This window comes from Jeotgalibacillus campisalis (assembly GCF_000829515.1).
Classification (GTDB): Bacteria; Bacillota; Bacilli; order Bacillales; family Jeotgalibacillaceae; genus Jeotgalibacillus; species Jeotgalibacillus campisalis.
The window spans coordinates 346,577-360,457 of record NZ_JXRR01000014.1; the positions used below are offsets into that span (position 1 = coordinate 346,577).

Consider the following 13,881-nt stretch of genomic DNA (forward strand, 5'->3'; position numbering starts at 1 on the left):
AGGAGAATCATACAGATGGCTAAAGTGGCTTACTTATTTCCAGGTCAAGGTTCACAGATCGTCGGCATGGGACAAGAGATTGTTAATGCTCATGAATCAGCAAAAAATATTTATTCAAAGGCAGATGAACAACTGAATGAAAATCTCTCTGGATTGATGTTTGAGGGGCCTCAGGAAGATCTGACTAAAACAATAAACGCTCAACCTGCGCTCTTAACCTCAAGCGTAGCGATTATGTCTGTGCTAAGGGAAAACAATATTCATGCAGATTATTTAGCGGGACACAGTCTTGGAGAATATTCAGCTTTGGTTGCTTCAGGATCTATGAGCTTTGAAGATGCTGTTGTGACGGTGCGCAAACGTGGAGAATTGATGGAGCAGGCCGTTCCGAACGGAGAAGGAAAAATGAGTGCAGTTCTCGGAATGGACCGGGAAGAATTGAAAATGGTAACCGATCTTGTTACTGAACAGGGTGATCCTGTCCAGCTTGCCAACTTAAACTGTCCAGGTCAAATTGTGATATCCGGTTCTGCTGCAGGTGTTGAAAAAGCCTCGCTTCTTGCAAAAGAAAAAGGTGCAAAACGATGTCTCCCCCTTCATGTCAGTGGTCCTTTTCATTCAAGCTTAATGAAGCCTGCAGCAAAAGAGTTTGAGGAAGTGATTTCCTCTGTAACGGTTAATAATGCGACGATCCCCGTTATTGCGAATGTCACAGCCGATGTTGAACTCGATGGGAACAAGATAAAAAAACTTTTAGTTGCTCAACTCTACTCTCCGGTATTATGGGAGGATACAATTCAAAAACTTATAAGTTTAGGCGTCGATACTTTTATTGAAGTAGGACCAGGAAAAGTCTTATCGGGCTTAGTGAAAAAAGTGGAAAGACGAGCAAAGACCTTCCCGGTTTATGATGAAGAAACACTTCAGATCGCGCTAAAAGCACTAAAGGGGGTCCAATAAATGAAACTTCAAGGAAAAACAGCACTTGTAACCGGCGCTTCACGAGGAATTGGAAGAGAAATAGCCCTCGAGCTTGCAAGAAATGGAGCGAATGTTGCCATTAATTACAGCGGCAGTAAAGAACGCGCAGAGCAAGTAGCAGAAGAGATAACAGGATTTGGCAGAGAAGCATTTGTTATACAAGCGAATGTGGGAGAAGCAGATCAGGTTCAAAATATGATTAAAGAGACCATATCGCGTTTTGGTTCCATTGATATTCTCGTAAATAATGCAGGAGTGACAAGAGATAATTTATTGATGAGAATGAAAGATGACGAGTGGGATGATGTTATTAATATCAATTTAAAAGGAGTATTCCTTACAACAAAAGCGGTCACGAGAAGCATGATGAAGCAGCGCAGCGGACGCATCATTAATATTTCATCTATCGTTGGCGTTACCGGAAATCCGGGCCAATCAAATTATGTAGCTTCAAAAGCAGGTGTCATTGGATTGACAAAAAGTACGGCTAAAGAACTTTCCTCCAGAGGAATTACAGTTAATGCCGTTGCTCCAGGCTTTATTGAAACGGATATGACTGATAAACTAACAGAGGACATCCAGGACGAAATGAGAAAGCAAATTCCTTTGGCGCGTTTTGGCAGTCCTTCTGATGTTGCAAAAGTAGTATTGTTCCTGAGCAGTGATGACGCTTCTTACATGACCGGCCAAACATTACATGTTGATGGCGGAATGGTCATGTAAATTTAAAAAAGCAGGAGTTTATTTACCGCCTGTTTTAAACTATAATAATTGAAGGGAGGTGACGAACATGGCAGAAGTTATGGATCGTGTAACAAAAATTATCGTTGACCGCTTGGGTGTAGATGAATCTGAAGTTAAGCTTGAAGCTTCATTTAAAGAAGATCTTGGTGCTGATTCACTTGATGTAGTAGAATTAGTGATGGAGCTTGAAGATGAATTTGATATGGTTATCTCTGATGAAGATGCAGAAAAAATCGGTACAGTTGGTGATGCAGTGAATTACATACAGGAAAAAGTCTAAGTGTAATGAAATCATCCCGCCAAGATGATCGTGTTTTTCGCTAATTGAGAGAAAGCTTGGCATGAGGAATCATGCCAAGTTTTGTTTTATCTTGTATACCATTAAATTAAAGTGATAGAAATGGCAAGGTGAAGTCCGATGACTAAAATGAGAAAAGACCAGACGGCTGCAAAAAAATCAGAAGCACGGTTTAATGACTTTCAGCAGCAGCATGAAATTAAATTTAAAGATTTTAAACTATTAATGAAAGCTTTTACACATTCATCTTATGTGAATGAGCATCGAAGGAAGCCCTATGAGGATAACGAACGACTGGAATTTTTGGGAGACGCTGTACTTGAATTAACTGTATCCCATTACTTATTCGAACGTTTTCCTGCGATGAGTGAAGGGGAAATGACAAAGCTCAGAGCAGCGATTGTCTGTGAACCGTCTCTCGTCATTTTTGCTAACGAGCTAAACTTTGGCGAATTGATCCTGCTTGGAAAAGGGGAAGAACAAACAGGCGGCCGAATGAGACCGGCTCTTCTTGCTGATGTCTTCGAGGCATTTATAGGCGCACTTTATCTGGATCAGGGTATAGAACCGGTTAGGATGATATTAGAAAAAGTGGTCTTCCCTAAAGTGAACACGGGTGCTTTTTCGCATGTGATGGATTATAAAAGCCAGCTTCAGGAGTATATTCAGCGTCACCATCCAGGAGTGTTAAGCTATGAGATTTTAAAAGAAAAAGGTCCCGCCCATAACCGCGAATTTATTTCACGCGTTCTTCATGCGGGAGAAGAGCTTGGAATTGGTTCAGGCAGATCTAAAAAAGAGGCTGAACAGCACGCAGCTCAAAAAGCGCTGGACTACCTTAAAAATAAGCCGGACGAGCAGCAGGTGAAGACATAATGTTTTTAAAAAGATTAGATATTGTTGGATTTAAGTCATTTGCAGAGAAAATATCCATTGACTTCGTTCCGGGTGTCACGGCAGTTGTTGGCCCAAACGGCAGCGGTAAAAGTAATATAACGGATGCCATCCGCTGGGTATTAGGAGAGCAGTCTGCGAAATCGCTTCGCGGAGGGAAAATGGAAGATATTATTTTTGCAGGAAGTGATTCAAGAAAACCTGTAAATCTTGCTGAGGTGACGCTGACACTCGATAACGAGGACCAGGCGTTGCCTCTTGATTATGTAGAAGTAAGCGTAACCAGGAGAGTGTATCGCAGCGGGGACAGTGAATACCTATTAAACAGCCAACCCTGCCGTTTAAAAGATATTATTGACTTGTTCATTGATTCAGGCCTTGGAAAAGAGGCATTTTCTATCATCGGACAAGGAAGAGTTGAGCAAATATTAAACAGCAAGCCAGAAGAACGCAGAGTCATACTCGAAGAGGCAGCGGGCGTTCTTAAATATAAAAACCGAAGAAAAAAAGCGGATGCCCGGTTAATTGAAACGCAGGAAAATCTCTTTCGTGTACAGGATATTTTACATGAATTAGAAGGACAGGTTGAACCTCTTAAAGTTCAGGCGTCGCTTGCTCGGGAATACCTGGAAAAAAAAGAGGAACTCAAACAAACCGAGGTTGCTCTTTTTGTTCATGATATTGAACATATGAACCACGAGTGGGAAAAAGGGAAAGAAAATTATGAGAGCATTCAGGTACAGGAACAGCAAAAGGATGAAAAAATCAGAATAAATGATGAGATTTTCTCTTCTAAGCGAACACTTCTTGCAAAGTATGATTCCGAGCTTGACGAGCACCAAAAAACATTGTTGACGGTCACAGAAGAAGCGGAGCAGCTTGAAGGACGCAGACAAGTTCTTCTTGAGCGCAAAAAAAATGCTGATCAAAATGAAGAACAGATGAAAAAAACGCTTGAGGATCTAAATGAACAAATTAAAAGCACAGAACAATCGTTGTTGAAAAATGAAGAGAAAGCTAAAGAAAGTGCTAAAAGAGTAAAAGCTCTTCAGGAAGAAGTGAGCGATCTTCAATTAGCAGTAGATAATCTGGAAATTAATATCGAAGAGCAGTTTGAGAAAGTAAAAGATGAATACTTTGATGCGTTAAATGAAAAAACGACAATAAATAATGAACTTAGCTATGCAAAGCAGCAGATGGATCAGCATACAAAACGTGCCAACAAGCTGCATGATCAAAACGCTCATTTTATTTCCGAAAGAAAAGAAAAACTACTGCAAAAAGACACCCTTTCTCAAAAGATTGAAGAAGTTGCTTTGGAGCTCAAGGAAAGTATAAAGCAATTTTCAGAAGCCCAGCAGATTCGAAGCCGGCTCGCTAGAGAGTACGAAGAGATGGAAAGAAATCTTTATAAAGCGTATCAGTATGTAAGTGATGCTAAGTCGCGCAAAAATATGCTCGAGACGATGGAAGGGGATTTTTCAGGTTTTTTCCAGGGAGTTAAAGAAATCTTGAAAGCCCGAAAACATAAGCTCGACGGAATTGAAGGAGCAGTTGCTGAGTTGGTCTCTGTAGACAAACAGTATGAATTGGCAATTGAAACAGCATTAGGCGGTTCGATGCAAAGTGTCGTCACCGCAAATGAAAAAAATGCCAGAGCAGCCATACAGTATTTGAAGCAGAATCGGTTTGGCCGGGCAACATTTCTGCCGCTGTCCGTTATCAAACCTAAAACTCTTCAGTCTCATCAACTAGAACAAGCCAGAAAACACAGCAGCTTTATCGGTGTAGCATCCTCTCTTGTAACAGCGGACAGCAAGTACTCGCAAATCGTTGAAAATCTTCTGGGAACGGTCTTAATTGTAAGAGATTTAAAAGGTGCTAATGAGCTTGCTGCTATCCTCCAGCATCGATTCCGTTTTGTTACTACTGAAGGGGACGTGGTAAACCCTGGCGGCTCCATGACAGGGGGAGCACAATCCAAAAAGGGTGCATCGATTTTGTCCCGGAAAAACGAACTGGATGAACTCTCTGAGCAAATTCCGACTATGGAAGAAACAGCAGCTCAGGTAGAACAAAAAGTAAAAGAAAAAAAGAATCAACTTAGTGAAACCGATCAGCAGATCGAAATTCTCAGAACAAAAGGTGAGTCTTTAAGAATAAAAGAGTCAGAAATGAAATCCAGTCTCAGAGAAACAGAAGTATTCTTGGAGAGATCCGATAGCCAGCTCTCAATGTATGATCTTGAAATGGACGAATTTAAAGATTTTACAGCCGAGATCGAAGAGAAAAAAACAGCATTAAAAAAACGTTTAGTTACTGTTGAAGAAATGCTTGCCAGATTGACGAGCTCCATGAAAATCTTGACTGAGAAAAAAGATATTCAGCGTACATCTAAAGATGACCTTATACAAAAGCTGTCTGCTTCAAAATCAAATTTGGCCGTTTCAAGGGAACAACAGCAGCAAATCATTCGGGAAAAAGAGGGGTTGAAAGCAGCCCTGAAACAGTCGAAGAAAAGAAGCGCTTCATTAAAAGAGGACATGCTTTGGATTGCTGATGAAGCTACTAATGGCGAGGATCAGTCAGAATCACTTAAAAAGGTCATCGCTCAAAAGCAGTTAAAGAGAGATGAAACCCTTGAATTTATTGAAAGCACGAAACAAAAGCGTGCAGTTATTAAGCAGGAAATGGAACAGATCACCAGACTTTTAAAAGAACTATCCAGGCTGCAAAAAGGTCTGCAGGACGGCTTAAAGGATGAAGTCGTCCGGATTAACCGCCTTGAAGTGGAGATTGATTCACGCTTAAACCGTCTTCAAGAGGAATATGAACTGACGTTTTATTCTGCAAAAGAGCTGTATCAAATGAATTCTTCTGCTGAGGACGCCAGGAGGCAGGTGAAGCTGATCAAGATGTCAATTGATGAACTTGGAAATGTTAACCTGGGAGCGATAGAGGAATATGACAGAATATCAGAGCGATACGAATTTCTCCTTGAACAGCAAAATGATCTTTTAGAAGCAAAAAGGAATCTGCAGGAAGTAATTGAAGAAATGGACGAAGAAATGGCACGCCGATTTGGACAAACCTTTGATCAGGTCAAGGGACACTTCTCTGAGGTGTTTAAAGAGTTGTTTGGCGGGGGACGAGCGGAATTGAAACTAACCGATCCTAATGATTTGCTTAACTCGGGAGTTGATATTGTCGCTCAGCCGCCTGGTAAAAAACTGCAAAACCTTGGTTTAATGTCAGGTGGAGAAAGAGCCCTGACGGCCATCGCCCTCTTATTTGCCATTTTAAAAGTGCGTCCAGTGCCATTTTGTATACTCGATGAAGTTGAAGCTGCCTTGGATGAGGCGAATGTCCAGCGATTTAGTCAATATCTTCACCGTTTCAGCGAACAGTCGCAATTTATCGTCATTACTCACCGCAAAGGGACGATGGAGGGGGCAGATGTACTTTATGGTGTTACTATGCAGGAATCGGGAGTTTCCAAGTTAGTATCTGTCCGTCTTGAAGAGCAGGATCCGGTCAAATCATTTTCCTAAGAAAGGGAGAGAAAAATGAGTTTTTTTAAGAAAATAAAAGATAAATTAACCCATTCCCAAGATACAATGTCGGATAAATTCCGGGAAGGGCTTACGAAAACACGGGATAATTTCACAACAAAAATGAATGATCTGGTGGCAAGGTACAGAACGGTAGATGAAGATTTCTTTGAAGAACTTGAGGAGATTTTATTTGAAGCCGATGTAGGCTTTGAAACAATCGTGAAACTAATAGACGAATTAAAAATGGAAGTGCGCAGACAAAATATAAAAGACACGAAGGATATCAGGGGCGTTATTTCCAAAAAATTAGTGGAAATCTATCAAGGTGATGATGATGAGGAAAATGCTTTGCTGCAGCTTCAAGAAGACGAATTAACCGTCATCTTATTTGTTGGAGTAAATGGAGTTGGGAAAACGACAACAATCGGAAAACTCGCTCATCAATTTAAGGAAGATGGCAAAAAAGTAATGCTTGCAGCGGGAGATACATTTCGTGCAGGTGCCATCGAGCAGCTTGAAGTCTGGGGACAGCGAGTCGGGGTAGATGTGATTAAGCATGGAGAAGGCGCAGATCCGGCAGCAGTTATGTATGATGCGGTGCAGTCAGCGAAAGCAAAGAAAGCTGATATTCTAATCTGTGACACAGCCGGAAGACTTCAAAATAAAGTAAACCTTATGAAAGAGTTGGAAAAAGTTAAAAAAGTAATTGAACGCGAACTGCCTGGAGCACCTCAAGAAGTGCTTCTTGCTTTAGATGCTACAACAGGTCAAAATGCATTAACGCAAGCGAAAATCTTTAAGGAAGCTACAAATGTTACCGGTATTGTTCTTACTAAACTCGATGGCACTGCAAAAGGGGGCATCGTCCTTGCGATCAAGCAAGAACTTGGTATTCCCGTAAAATTCGTGGGACTAGGTGAAAAAATGGACGACTTGCAGCCTTTTGATGCTGAAAAATATGTTTATGGTCTTTTTGCCGATTTAATTGAGGATGAAAAGGCAGAGTCAGATGAATAAGCAGTTTCCCTATCTGGTACTTGACACACGGTAATATAGTCGGTATGATTTCAGTGTAAAGGCTTTTCACTTAACAAAGGGAGTGTGAAGTATGCTTGCTAAAACGACCCGAGTAAATTTTTTATTTGATTTTTATCAGATGTTGTTAACAGCAAAGCAGCGCAGTTATATGTCCCTTTACTATCTCGATGATTACTCTCTTGGAGAGATAGCAGATGAATATGACGTGAGCAGGCAGGCTGTCTATGATAATATCCGAAGAACAGAAGCAATGCTCGAGGAATATGAATCCAAGCTTCTGCTTTTTGAAAAATTTCAAAAGCGCGCGAAAATGATTGACCAATTACGTGATGCTGCAGGGGATAAACCGGCAGATACATCTACTTTACTTTCAATTGTTGATTCACTCGAGAAACTGGAATAGGGGGGCGGCACGATTATGGCATTTGAAGGATTAGCCGACCGGCTGCAAGGCTCCATACAAAAAATCCGTGGAAAAGGGAAAGTAAACGAAGCGGACGTTAAAGAAATGATGAGAGAAGTCCGTCTGGCTCTTTTAGAGGCTGATGTTAACTTTAAGGTTGTAAAAACCTTTATAAAAAAAGTCAGCGAGCGGGCAGTAGGTCAGGAAGTAATGCAAAGCCTGACGCCTGGACAGCAAGTTATCAAAGTTGTTAAGGAAGAGTTAACCGAACTAATGGGCGGTGAGCAAAGCCAAATTGCAGTGGCGAAAAAGCCGCCAACCGTCATTATGATGGTCGGGTTGCAGGGGGCAGGTAAAACGACGACAGCCGGAAAATTGGCAAGTCTCCTGCGGAAGAAACATAACCGTAAACCATTGCTTGTAGCTGCAGATATCTATCGCCCAGCGGCTATTAAACAGCTCGAAACGATAGGCAAACAGCTGGACCTTCCAGTTTTTTCAATGGGAGACCAGGTGAGTCCTGTGGAAATTGCTAAGGCGGGCATAGCGAAAGCGAAGGAAGATCATCAGGATTATGTTTTAATTGATACAGCAGGCCGGCTCCATATTGACGAGACGCTCATGGATGAATTAAAGCAAATCAAAGATTTGTCTTCACCTGAGGAGATCTTTTTGGTTGTAGATGCAATGACCGGGCAAGATGCTGTTAATGTTGCTCAAAATTTCGATGACGCTTTGGGTGTTACCGGTGTCGTATTAACTAAGCTTGATGGAGATACACGAGGCGGTGCTGCCCTTTCCATCCGTTCTGTAACGCAAAAGCCGATTAAATTTGTCGGTATGGGCGAGAAAATGGATGCATTAGAAGCGTTTCACCCGGAACGTATGGCATCCAGGATCTTAGGGATGGGTGACATGCTGTCATTAATTGAAAAAGCCCAGACAAACGTAGATGAAGAAAAAGCGAAGGAAATGGAGAAAAAACTCCGGACCGCTTCATTTACGCTCGATGACTTTTTAGAGCAGCTGGGGCAAGTAAAGCAAATGGGTCCGCTTGATGAACTAATTAAAATGATTCCTGGTGCCAACAAGATGAAGGGCATTGATAATCTTCAAGTGGATGAAAAGCAGCTTGGTCATGTAGAAGCCATTATTAAATCCATGACGATGAAAGAAAAAGAACAGCCTGAAGTCATTAACGCCAGCCGCAGAAAACGGATTGCTAAAGGTAGCGGAAGAACGATCCAAGAAGTAAACCGTCTGCTAAAGCAATTTGAAGATATGAAAAAAATGATGAAACAGATGACTAATTCCCAGCAAAAAGGGAAAAAACGGGGCGGACTTAACTTCCCATTTATGCAATAATTGCTGTTTTTTATAAAAAAAACAGTGTGTTAAGAAAAAAGACTTTACAAAGGAACAAACCCTTGATATTATACTATCTTGTGTGAAACTATTCGGAGGTGCAATTAAAATGGCAGTAAAAATTCGTTTAAAGCGTATGGGAGCTAACAAAAACCCATTCTATCGTATCGTAGTAGCAGATTCTCGTTCACCACGTGACGGACGTTTCATTGAAACAGTTGGAACGTACAACCCGGTTGCTGACCCAGCAATCGTTGACCTTAAAGAAGACTTAATTCTTAAGTGGATGAGCAACGGTGCTAAGCCGTCTGATACAGTACGTAACCTATTATCAAATGAAGGCATTATGGAAAAATTCCATAACGCTAAACACGGTAAGTAAGAGACTCGTATGAGAGAGCTTATCGAAACGATTGTCAAGCCTCTTGTAGCTCACCCGGAGTCAGTGCGGATTGAAACAGCTGAAACAGACCGTTTGATTACGTACAGACTTTTCGTTCATAAGGACGATATGGGGAAGGTCATTGGCAAACAAGGCAGAGTTGCGAAAGCTATACGTACAGTCACTTTTGCTGGTGTGTCCACACACCAGCAGAAGCGAACCGTAATTGAAATAGTGGATAAATAAAAGGGAGGATCCGTCCTCTCTTTTTCCATATAGAGATTTGTTAGGGGGAAATAATCATGCAAGTTACTCAAAAAACGATTATAAAAGAAATTATGACAAATTCATCTAAATCCCGACTCAAACAAACATTAAATGAAAAAATAAAACGGGCTGAAAAAGAAATGGACCAATTGGTTTTCCAACAGAAAAAGCTGGAAAAACAGTTTGAACAATCTTCTGATGCTGTTAAACAAAAAATCCAGCAGGAAATTAATAAAAGAAAACAGCTTGTTCGCTCGATCAATACTCAGTTAAAATCGATTGAAGAAACACCGCTTGGAACTGAATATACATTGATGGAGACAGATACAGTTGTAGAATTGCATGAGGGCAGCATATGGCATCCGGAACAAAAGCCGGTCATTGTTCTAGAAGACGGTATGGTTAAAGAGATACGGCAGAGGTGGTAAAATGACAACCTGGTTTAATGTAGGCAAAATTGTTAATACGCATGGCATACGCGGTGAAGTGCGTGTCATTTCTAGAACGGACTTCCCGGATGAGCGCTATGTGCCTGGAAACGTTCTTTTTTTGTTTAAAGAAACGCTGAATGACCCTAAAGAACTGACCATCAAAACCCATCGAAAGCACAAGAACTTTGACCTTCTTACATTTGAAGGTTTCGAAAACGTTAATGATGTAGAAGCATTTAAAGATGGTATGCTGAAGGTTTCAGAGGAACAGTTATCGTCACTTGATGAAAATGAATTCTATTACCACGAAATTGTCGGATGCAGCGTTGTAACAGATGAACAGGTGGAGCTCGGGACAATAAAAGAAATACTTTCACCGGGGGCAAATGATGTATGGGTGATTCAAACACCTCAAGGAAAAGAACTGCTAATTCCTTATATTGAATCAGTAGTAAAGAAAGTTGATGTTTCATCGAAAAAAATTGTTATATCTGTTATTGATGGGCTGCTGGAATGAAAATAGATGTATTGTCTTTATTTCCGGCAATGTTTGAAGGTGTATTTGGAGAGTCCATTTTAAAAAAAGCGCAGGAAAAAAATGCTGTGCGTTTAAATGTGATTGATTTTAGGGAATTTTCTCCTCATAAGCAAAAATCAGTAGATGATTATCCTTATGGCGGAGGAGCGGGTATGGTGTTAAAGCCGGAACCCGTTTTTGAAGCGATAGACGCCATTACCGATTCAAATAAAGATAAGCCTAGAGTTATTCTTATGTGTCCTCAGGGAGAACGATTTACTCAGAAGAAAGCAGAAGAACTTTCAAATGAGCCGCACCTTGTATTTATTTGCGGCCATTATGAGGGCTATGATGAGCGGATTCGCGAGCATCTTGTAACAGACGAGATCTCGATCGGGGACTTTGTTTTGACTGGAGGAGAACTCGGTGCAATGGTCGCAATCGACAGTATTGTGCGGCTTCTTCCTGAAGTACTTGGCAATGCAGAGTCTGCAGCAAAGGATTCGTTTTCAAGCGGTCTTTTAGAGCATCCTCATTATACCCGGCCAGCCGTTTATCGAGGACTTGAAGTTCCTGGTGTTCTAACCTCAGGAAATCACGCAAATATAGAAGAGTGGCGAATGAAAGAATCGTTAAGAAGAACCTGGGAAAGACGGCCGGATCTTCTGGAAGAAATTGATTTGAACAGCCGGCAAAAAGAATGGCTTCAACATTTTGAAAAAGATCAAAAGAATGTTGATTGAACAGCTGGTCTATGTTATTATAAATCTTGTGCCAAGTTTACATTTGTAAACAGGCCATTGAAAACGGTGTTCCGCTGCAACAGCAATGGAGGCAAGAGCATCTGTTGGAAGGAGTTGAAATCGATGCATAACTTAATTCAAGAAATTACTCAAGAACAGCTGCGAACGGATCTTCCTACTTTCAAGCCTGGCGATACTGTAAAAGTACACGTTAAGGTTGTTGAGGGAACTCGTGAGCGTATTCAGGTGTATGAAGGTGTTGTTATTAAACGCCGTGGTGGTGGAGTAAGTGAAACGTTTACTGTTCGTAAGATCTCTTACGGCGTAGGAGTTGAGCGTACATTCCCAGTACACACACCTAAAATTGCCCAGCTTGAGGTTGTGCGTCGCGGTAAAGTTCGCCGTGCGAAACTTTACTACCTACGCAATCTGCGTGGTAAAGCGGCCCGCATTAAAGAAATTCGATAATTGTTTTTTAAAAGGGAGCTTGCTTGTGCAAGCTTCTTTTTTTATGAGTTCAGCTATCTTCAAATCTCAGTTTACATCAGATAAATTCGATTAATTATGCTACAATAAAAGTAGCGGTTTTAGATCATTAAATAGATGGAGGATGAACATTTGACCGGTAAAAATGAGTGGTGGGAATGGGCAAAAGCTTTGCTCATAGCAGTTGCTGTTGCAGGAATCATTCGTTTCTTTTTATTTACTCCAATAGTAGTTGAAGGTCTTTCCATGATGCCCACGCTTCACGACGGAAATCGAATGATTGTAAACAAATTCAGCTATACACTATCTGAGCCGTCACGTTTTGATGTAATCGTTTTTCACACAGAAGAAAATTCAGACTATATAAAGAGAGTGATTGGTTTACCCGGTGACGAAATTACTTATAAAAATGATCAGCTGTATGTTAATGATGAGCCGGTAGACGAACCATATCTTGAGAATTATAAGCTTGAATTGAACGGAGAAATATTAACCGGTGATTTTACGCTGGAAGACCTTACCGGGCACAAAACGGTCCCTTCTGGAGAGCTTTTTGTGCTAGGGGACAATAGACGCTACAGCAAAGACAGCAGACATATAGGAACAATAGAGATAAACGAAATAGTTGGCGATGCCAATTTTATATTCTGGCCGTTGAATGACGTCCGAATCGTAAATAAAAACTAAAAAGAGCAACTGGCTGCGATAGACAAGCAGCAACTCAAATCCCCTTTTTAAAATACAAGAAATTTGGTTATCGTTAAAAACAGCAGAGACTGGGATAACGAGTCAGGAGTGTTAGAATGACTATTCAATGGTTTCCGGGCCACATGGCAAAAGCAAGGCGGCAAGTAACTGAAAAATTAAAACTAGTCGATATTATTTTTGAACTGGTGGACGCAAGAATCCCTATTTCATCGCGGAATCCTATGATTGATGAAATTATAAATCAAAAGCCAAGACTTATTTTAATCAATAAAGCAGATATGGCAGACCCTGTCCAAACGAATCAATGGATAACGTATTTTGAACAAAAAGGTATACGTGCCCTAGCCATCAATTCTGATAAAGGGACAGGCCTTCAAGCCATTCACAAAGTTACAATGGAAATATTAAAGGAAAAGTGGGACCGGATGGAATCCCGCGGTATACGGCCTAGAGCAGTAAGGGCCATGATTGTTGGAATCCCTAACGTTGGCAAGTCAACACTTATCAATCGTCTTGTGAAGAAAAATATCGCACAAACGGGAAATCGTCCCGGAGTTACCAAAGCCCAGCAATGGATCAAGGTAGGGAAAGAAATGGAGCTTCTTGACACACCCGGTATCTTATGGCCGAAATTTGAAGATCCGGAAGTAGGGTATCGACTCGCACTCACAGGGGCGATTAAAGATACGCTGCTCAATCTTCAGGATATCGCAACATATGCCTTGAGATTTTTAGAAACCTATTATCCTGACAGATTAAAAAGCCGCTATGAAATAGAAGAAATACCAGACGATCTTGTTCAATTATTTGAAGCAATCGGCAAGAGAAGAGGCTGCTTAATGGGAGGCGGCATTATCGACTTTGATAAGACAGCTGAAGTCATCGTTAGAGACGTCAGAAACGTACAATTTGGTCCAATTACTTTCGACTTGGATCTACTAGAACGTCCCGCTGAAAGTAGCAATGAATAAACGACCCGACATAAGCCAGTGACTAGATGAAATCTATAAAAGGCCCGAGGCCCTGCTGAAGCGGGGTCTTTACTTTTTTCTTACATAGCCGATAAACAA

At 41.1% G+C, this 13,881-nt stretch carries 16 protein-coding genes; all 16 read left to right on the forward strand.

Going from position 1 to position 13,881, the window contains the following annotated elements; all coding sequences use genetic code 11:
* Positions 1-15 precede the first annotated feature (15 nt).
* The 16 genes from fabD (at position 16) to ylqF (ending at position 13,782) form a co-directional block, all read left to right on the forward strand.
* Positions 16-960 carry an ACP S-malonyltransferase gene (gene fabD / locus KR50_RS08800; protein ID WP_041057425.1) on the forward strand — a complete coding sequence of 315 codons (945 nt, stop codon included), beginning with the start codon at positions 16-18 and terminating at the stop codon, positions 958-960.
* On the forward strand, positions 961-1,704 hold the full coding sequence (gene fabG / locus KR50_RS08805; RefSeq protein ID WP_041057428.1) for a 3-oxoacyl-[acyl-carrier-protein] reductase: 744 nt from the start codon (positions 961-963) through the stop codon (positions 1,702-1,704).
* A 67-nt stretch (positions 1,705-1,771) separates the two neighbouring features.
* Positions 1,772-2,005: an acyl carrier protein gene (acpP, locus tag KR50_RS08810; RefSeq protein ID WP_041057430.1), complete on the forward strand. Its 234-nt coding sequence runs from the start codon at positions 1,772-1,774 to the stop codon at positions 2,003-2,005.
* A 138-nt stretch (positions 2,006-2,143) separates the two neighbouring features.
* A complete protein-coding gene (rnc, locus tag KR50_RS08815; protein ID WP_041057432.1) occupies positions 2,144-2,899 on the forward strand; it encodes a ribonuclease III in 756 nt (251 codons plus the stop codon).
* Positions 2,899-6,468: a chromosome segregation protein SMC gene (smc, locus tag KR50_RS08820; protein ID WP_041057434.1), complete on the forward strand. Its 3,570-nt coding sequence runs from the start codon at positions 2,899-2,901 to the stop codon at positions 6,466-6,468. Before rnc ends, smc begins: the two co-directional genes overlap by 1 nt.
* A gap of 15 nt (positions 6,469-6,483) precedes the next feature.
* Positions 6,484-7,488 (forward strand): signal recognition particle-docking protein FtsY, encoded by a 1,005-nt coding sequence (gene ftsY / locus KR50_RS08825; RefSeq protein WP_041057436.1) that lies wholly within the window; start codon positions 6,484-6,486, stop codon positions 7,486-7,488.
* A 91-nt stretch (positions 7,489-7,579) separates the two neighbouring features.
* The gene (locus tag KR50_RS08830) at positions 7,580-7,912 is read left to right on the forward strand and encodes a putative DNA-binding protein (protein WP_041057437.1); all 333 of its coding nucleotides are present in this window, start codon (positions 7,580-7,582) and stop codon (positions 7,910-7,912) included.
* Between the two features lie 15 nt (positions 7,913-7,927).
* Positions 7,928-9,277, forward strand: coding sequence for a signal recognition particle protein (gene ffh, locus KR50_RS08835; RefSeq protein ID WP_041057439.1), 1,350 nt, complete (start codon positions 7,928-7,930; stop codon positions 9,275-9,277).
* A 109-nt stretch (positions 9,278-9,386) separates the two neighbouring features.
* The gene (gene rpsP / locus KR50_RS08840) at positions 9,387-9,659 is read left to right on the forward strand and encodes a 30S ribosomal protein S16 (protein ID WP_041057441.1); all 273 of its coding nucleotides are present in this window, start codon (positions 9,387-9,389) and stop codon (positions 9,657-9,659) included.
* Between the two features lie 9 nt (positions 9,660-9,668).
* The gene (locus tag KR50_RS08845; protein WP_041057443.1) at positions 9,669-9,905 is read left to right on the forward strand and encodes a KH domain-containing protein; all 237 of its coding nucleotides are present in this window, start codon (positions 9,669-9,671) and stop codon (positions 9,903-9,905) included.
* A 56-nt stretch (positions 9,906-9,961) separates the two neighbouring features.
* The gene (locus KR50_RS08850) at positions 9,962-10,354 is read left to right on the forward strand and encodes a YlqD family protein (protein ID WP_041057446.1); all 393 of its coding nucleotides are present in this window, start codon (positions 9,962-9,964) and stop codon (positions 10,352-10,354) included.
* A 1-nt stretch (position 10,355) separates the two neighbouring features.
* A complete protein-coding gene (rimM, locus tag KR50_RS08855) occupies positions 10,356-10,874 on the forward strand; it encodes a ribosome maturation factor RimM (protein ID WP_041057449.1) in 519 nt (172 codons plus the stop codon).
* The gene (gene trmD, locus KR50_RS08860) at positions 10,871-11,617 is read left to right on the forward strand and encodes a tRNA (guanosine(37)-N1)-methyltransferase TrmD (RefSeq protein WP_041057452.1); all 747 of its coding nucleotides are present in this window, start codon (positions 10,871-10,873) and stop codon (positions 11,615-11,617) included. The genes rimM and trmD overlap by 4 nt, the downstream gene beginning before the upstream one ends.
* A 123-nt stretch (positions 11,618-11,740) precedes the next feature.
* Positions 11,741-12,085, forward strand: coding sequence for a 50S ribosomal protein L19 (gene rplS, locus KR50_RS08865; RefSeq protein ID WP_041057453.1), 345 nt, complete (start codon positions 11,741-11,743; stop codon positions 12,083-12,085).
* A gap of 135 nt (positions 12,086-12,220) precedes the next feature.
* Positions 12,221-12,790 (forward strand): signal peptidase I, encoded by a 570-nt coding sequence (lepB, locus tag KR50_RS08870; RefSeq protein WP_041057456.1) that lies wholly within the window; start codon positions 12,221-12,223, stop codon positions 12,788-12,790.
* Between the two features lie 116 nt (positions 12,791-12,906).
* A complete protein-coding gene (gene ylqF, locus KR50_RS08875) occupies positions 12,907-13,782 on the forward strand; it encodes a ribosome biogenesis GTPase YlqF (RefSeq protein ID WP_041057458.1) in 876 nt (291 codons plus the stop codon).
* Positions 13,783-13,881: the final 99 nt, after the last annotated feature.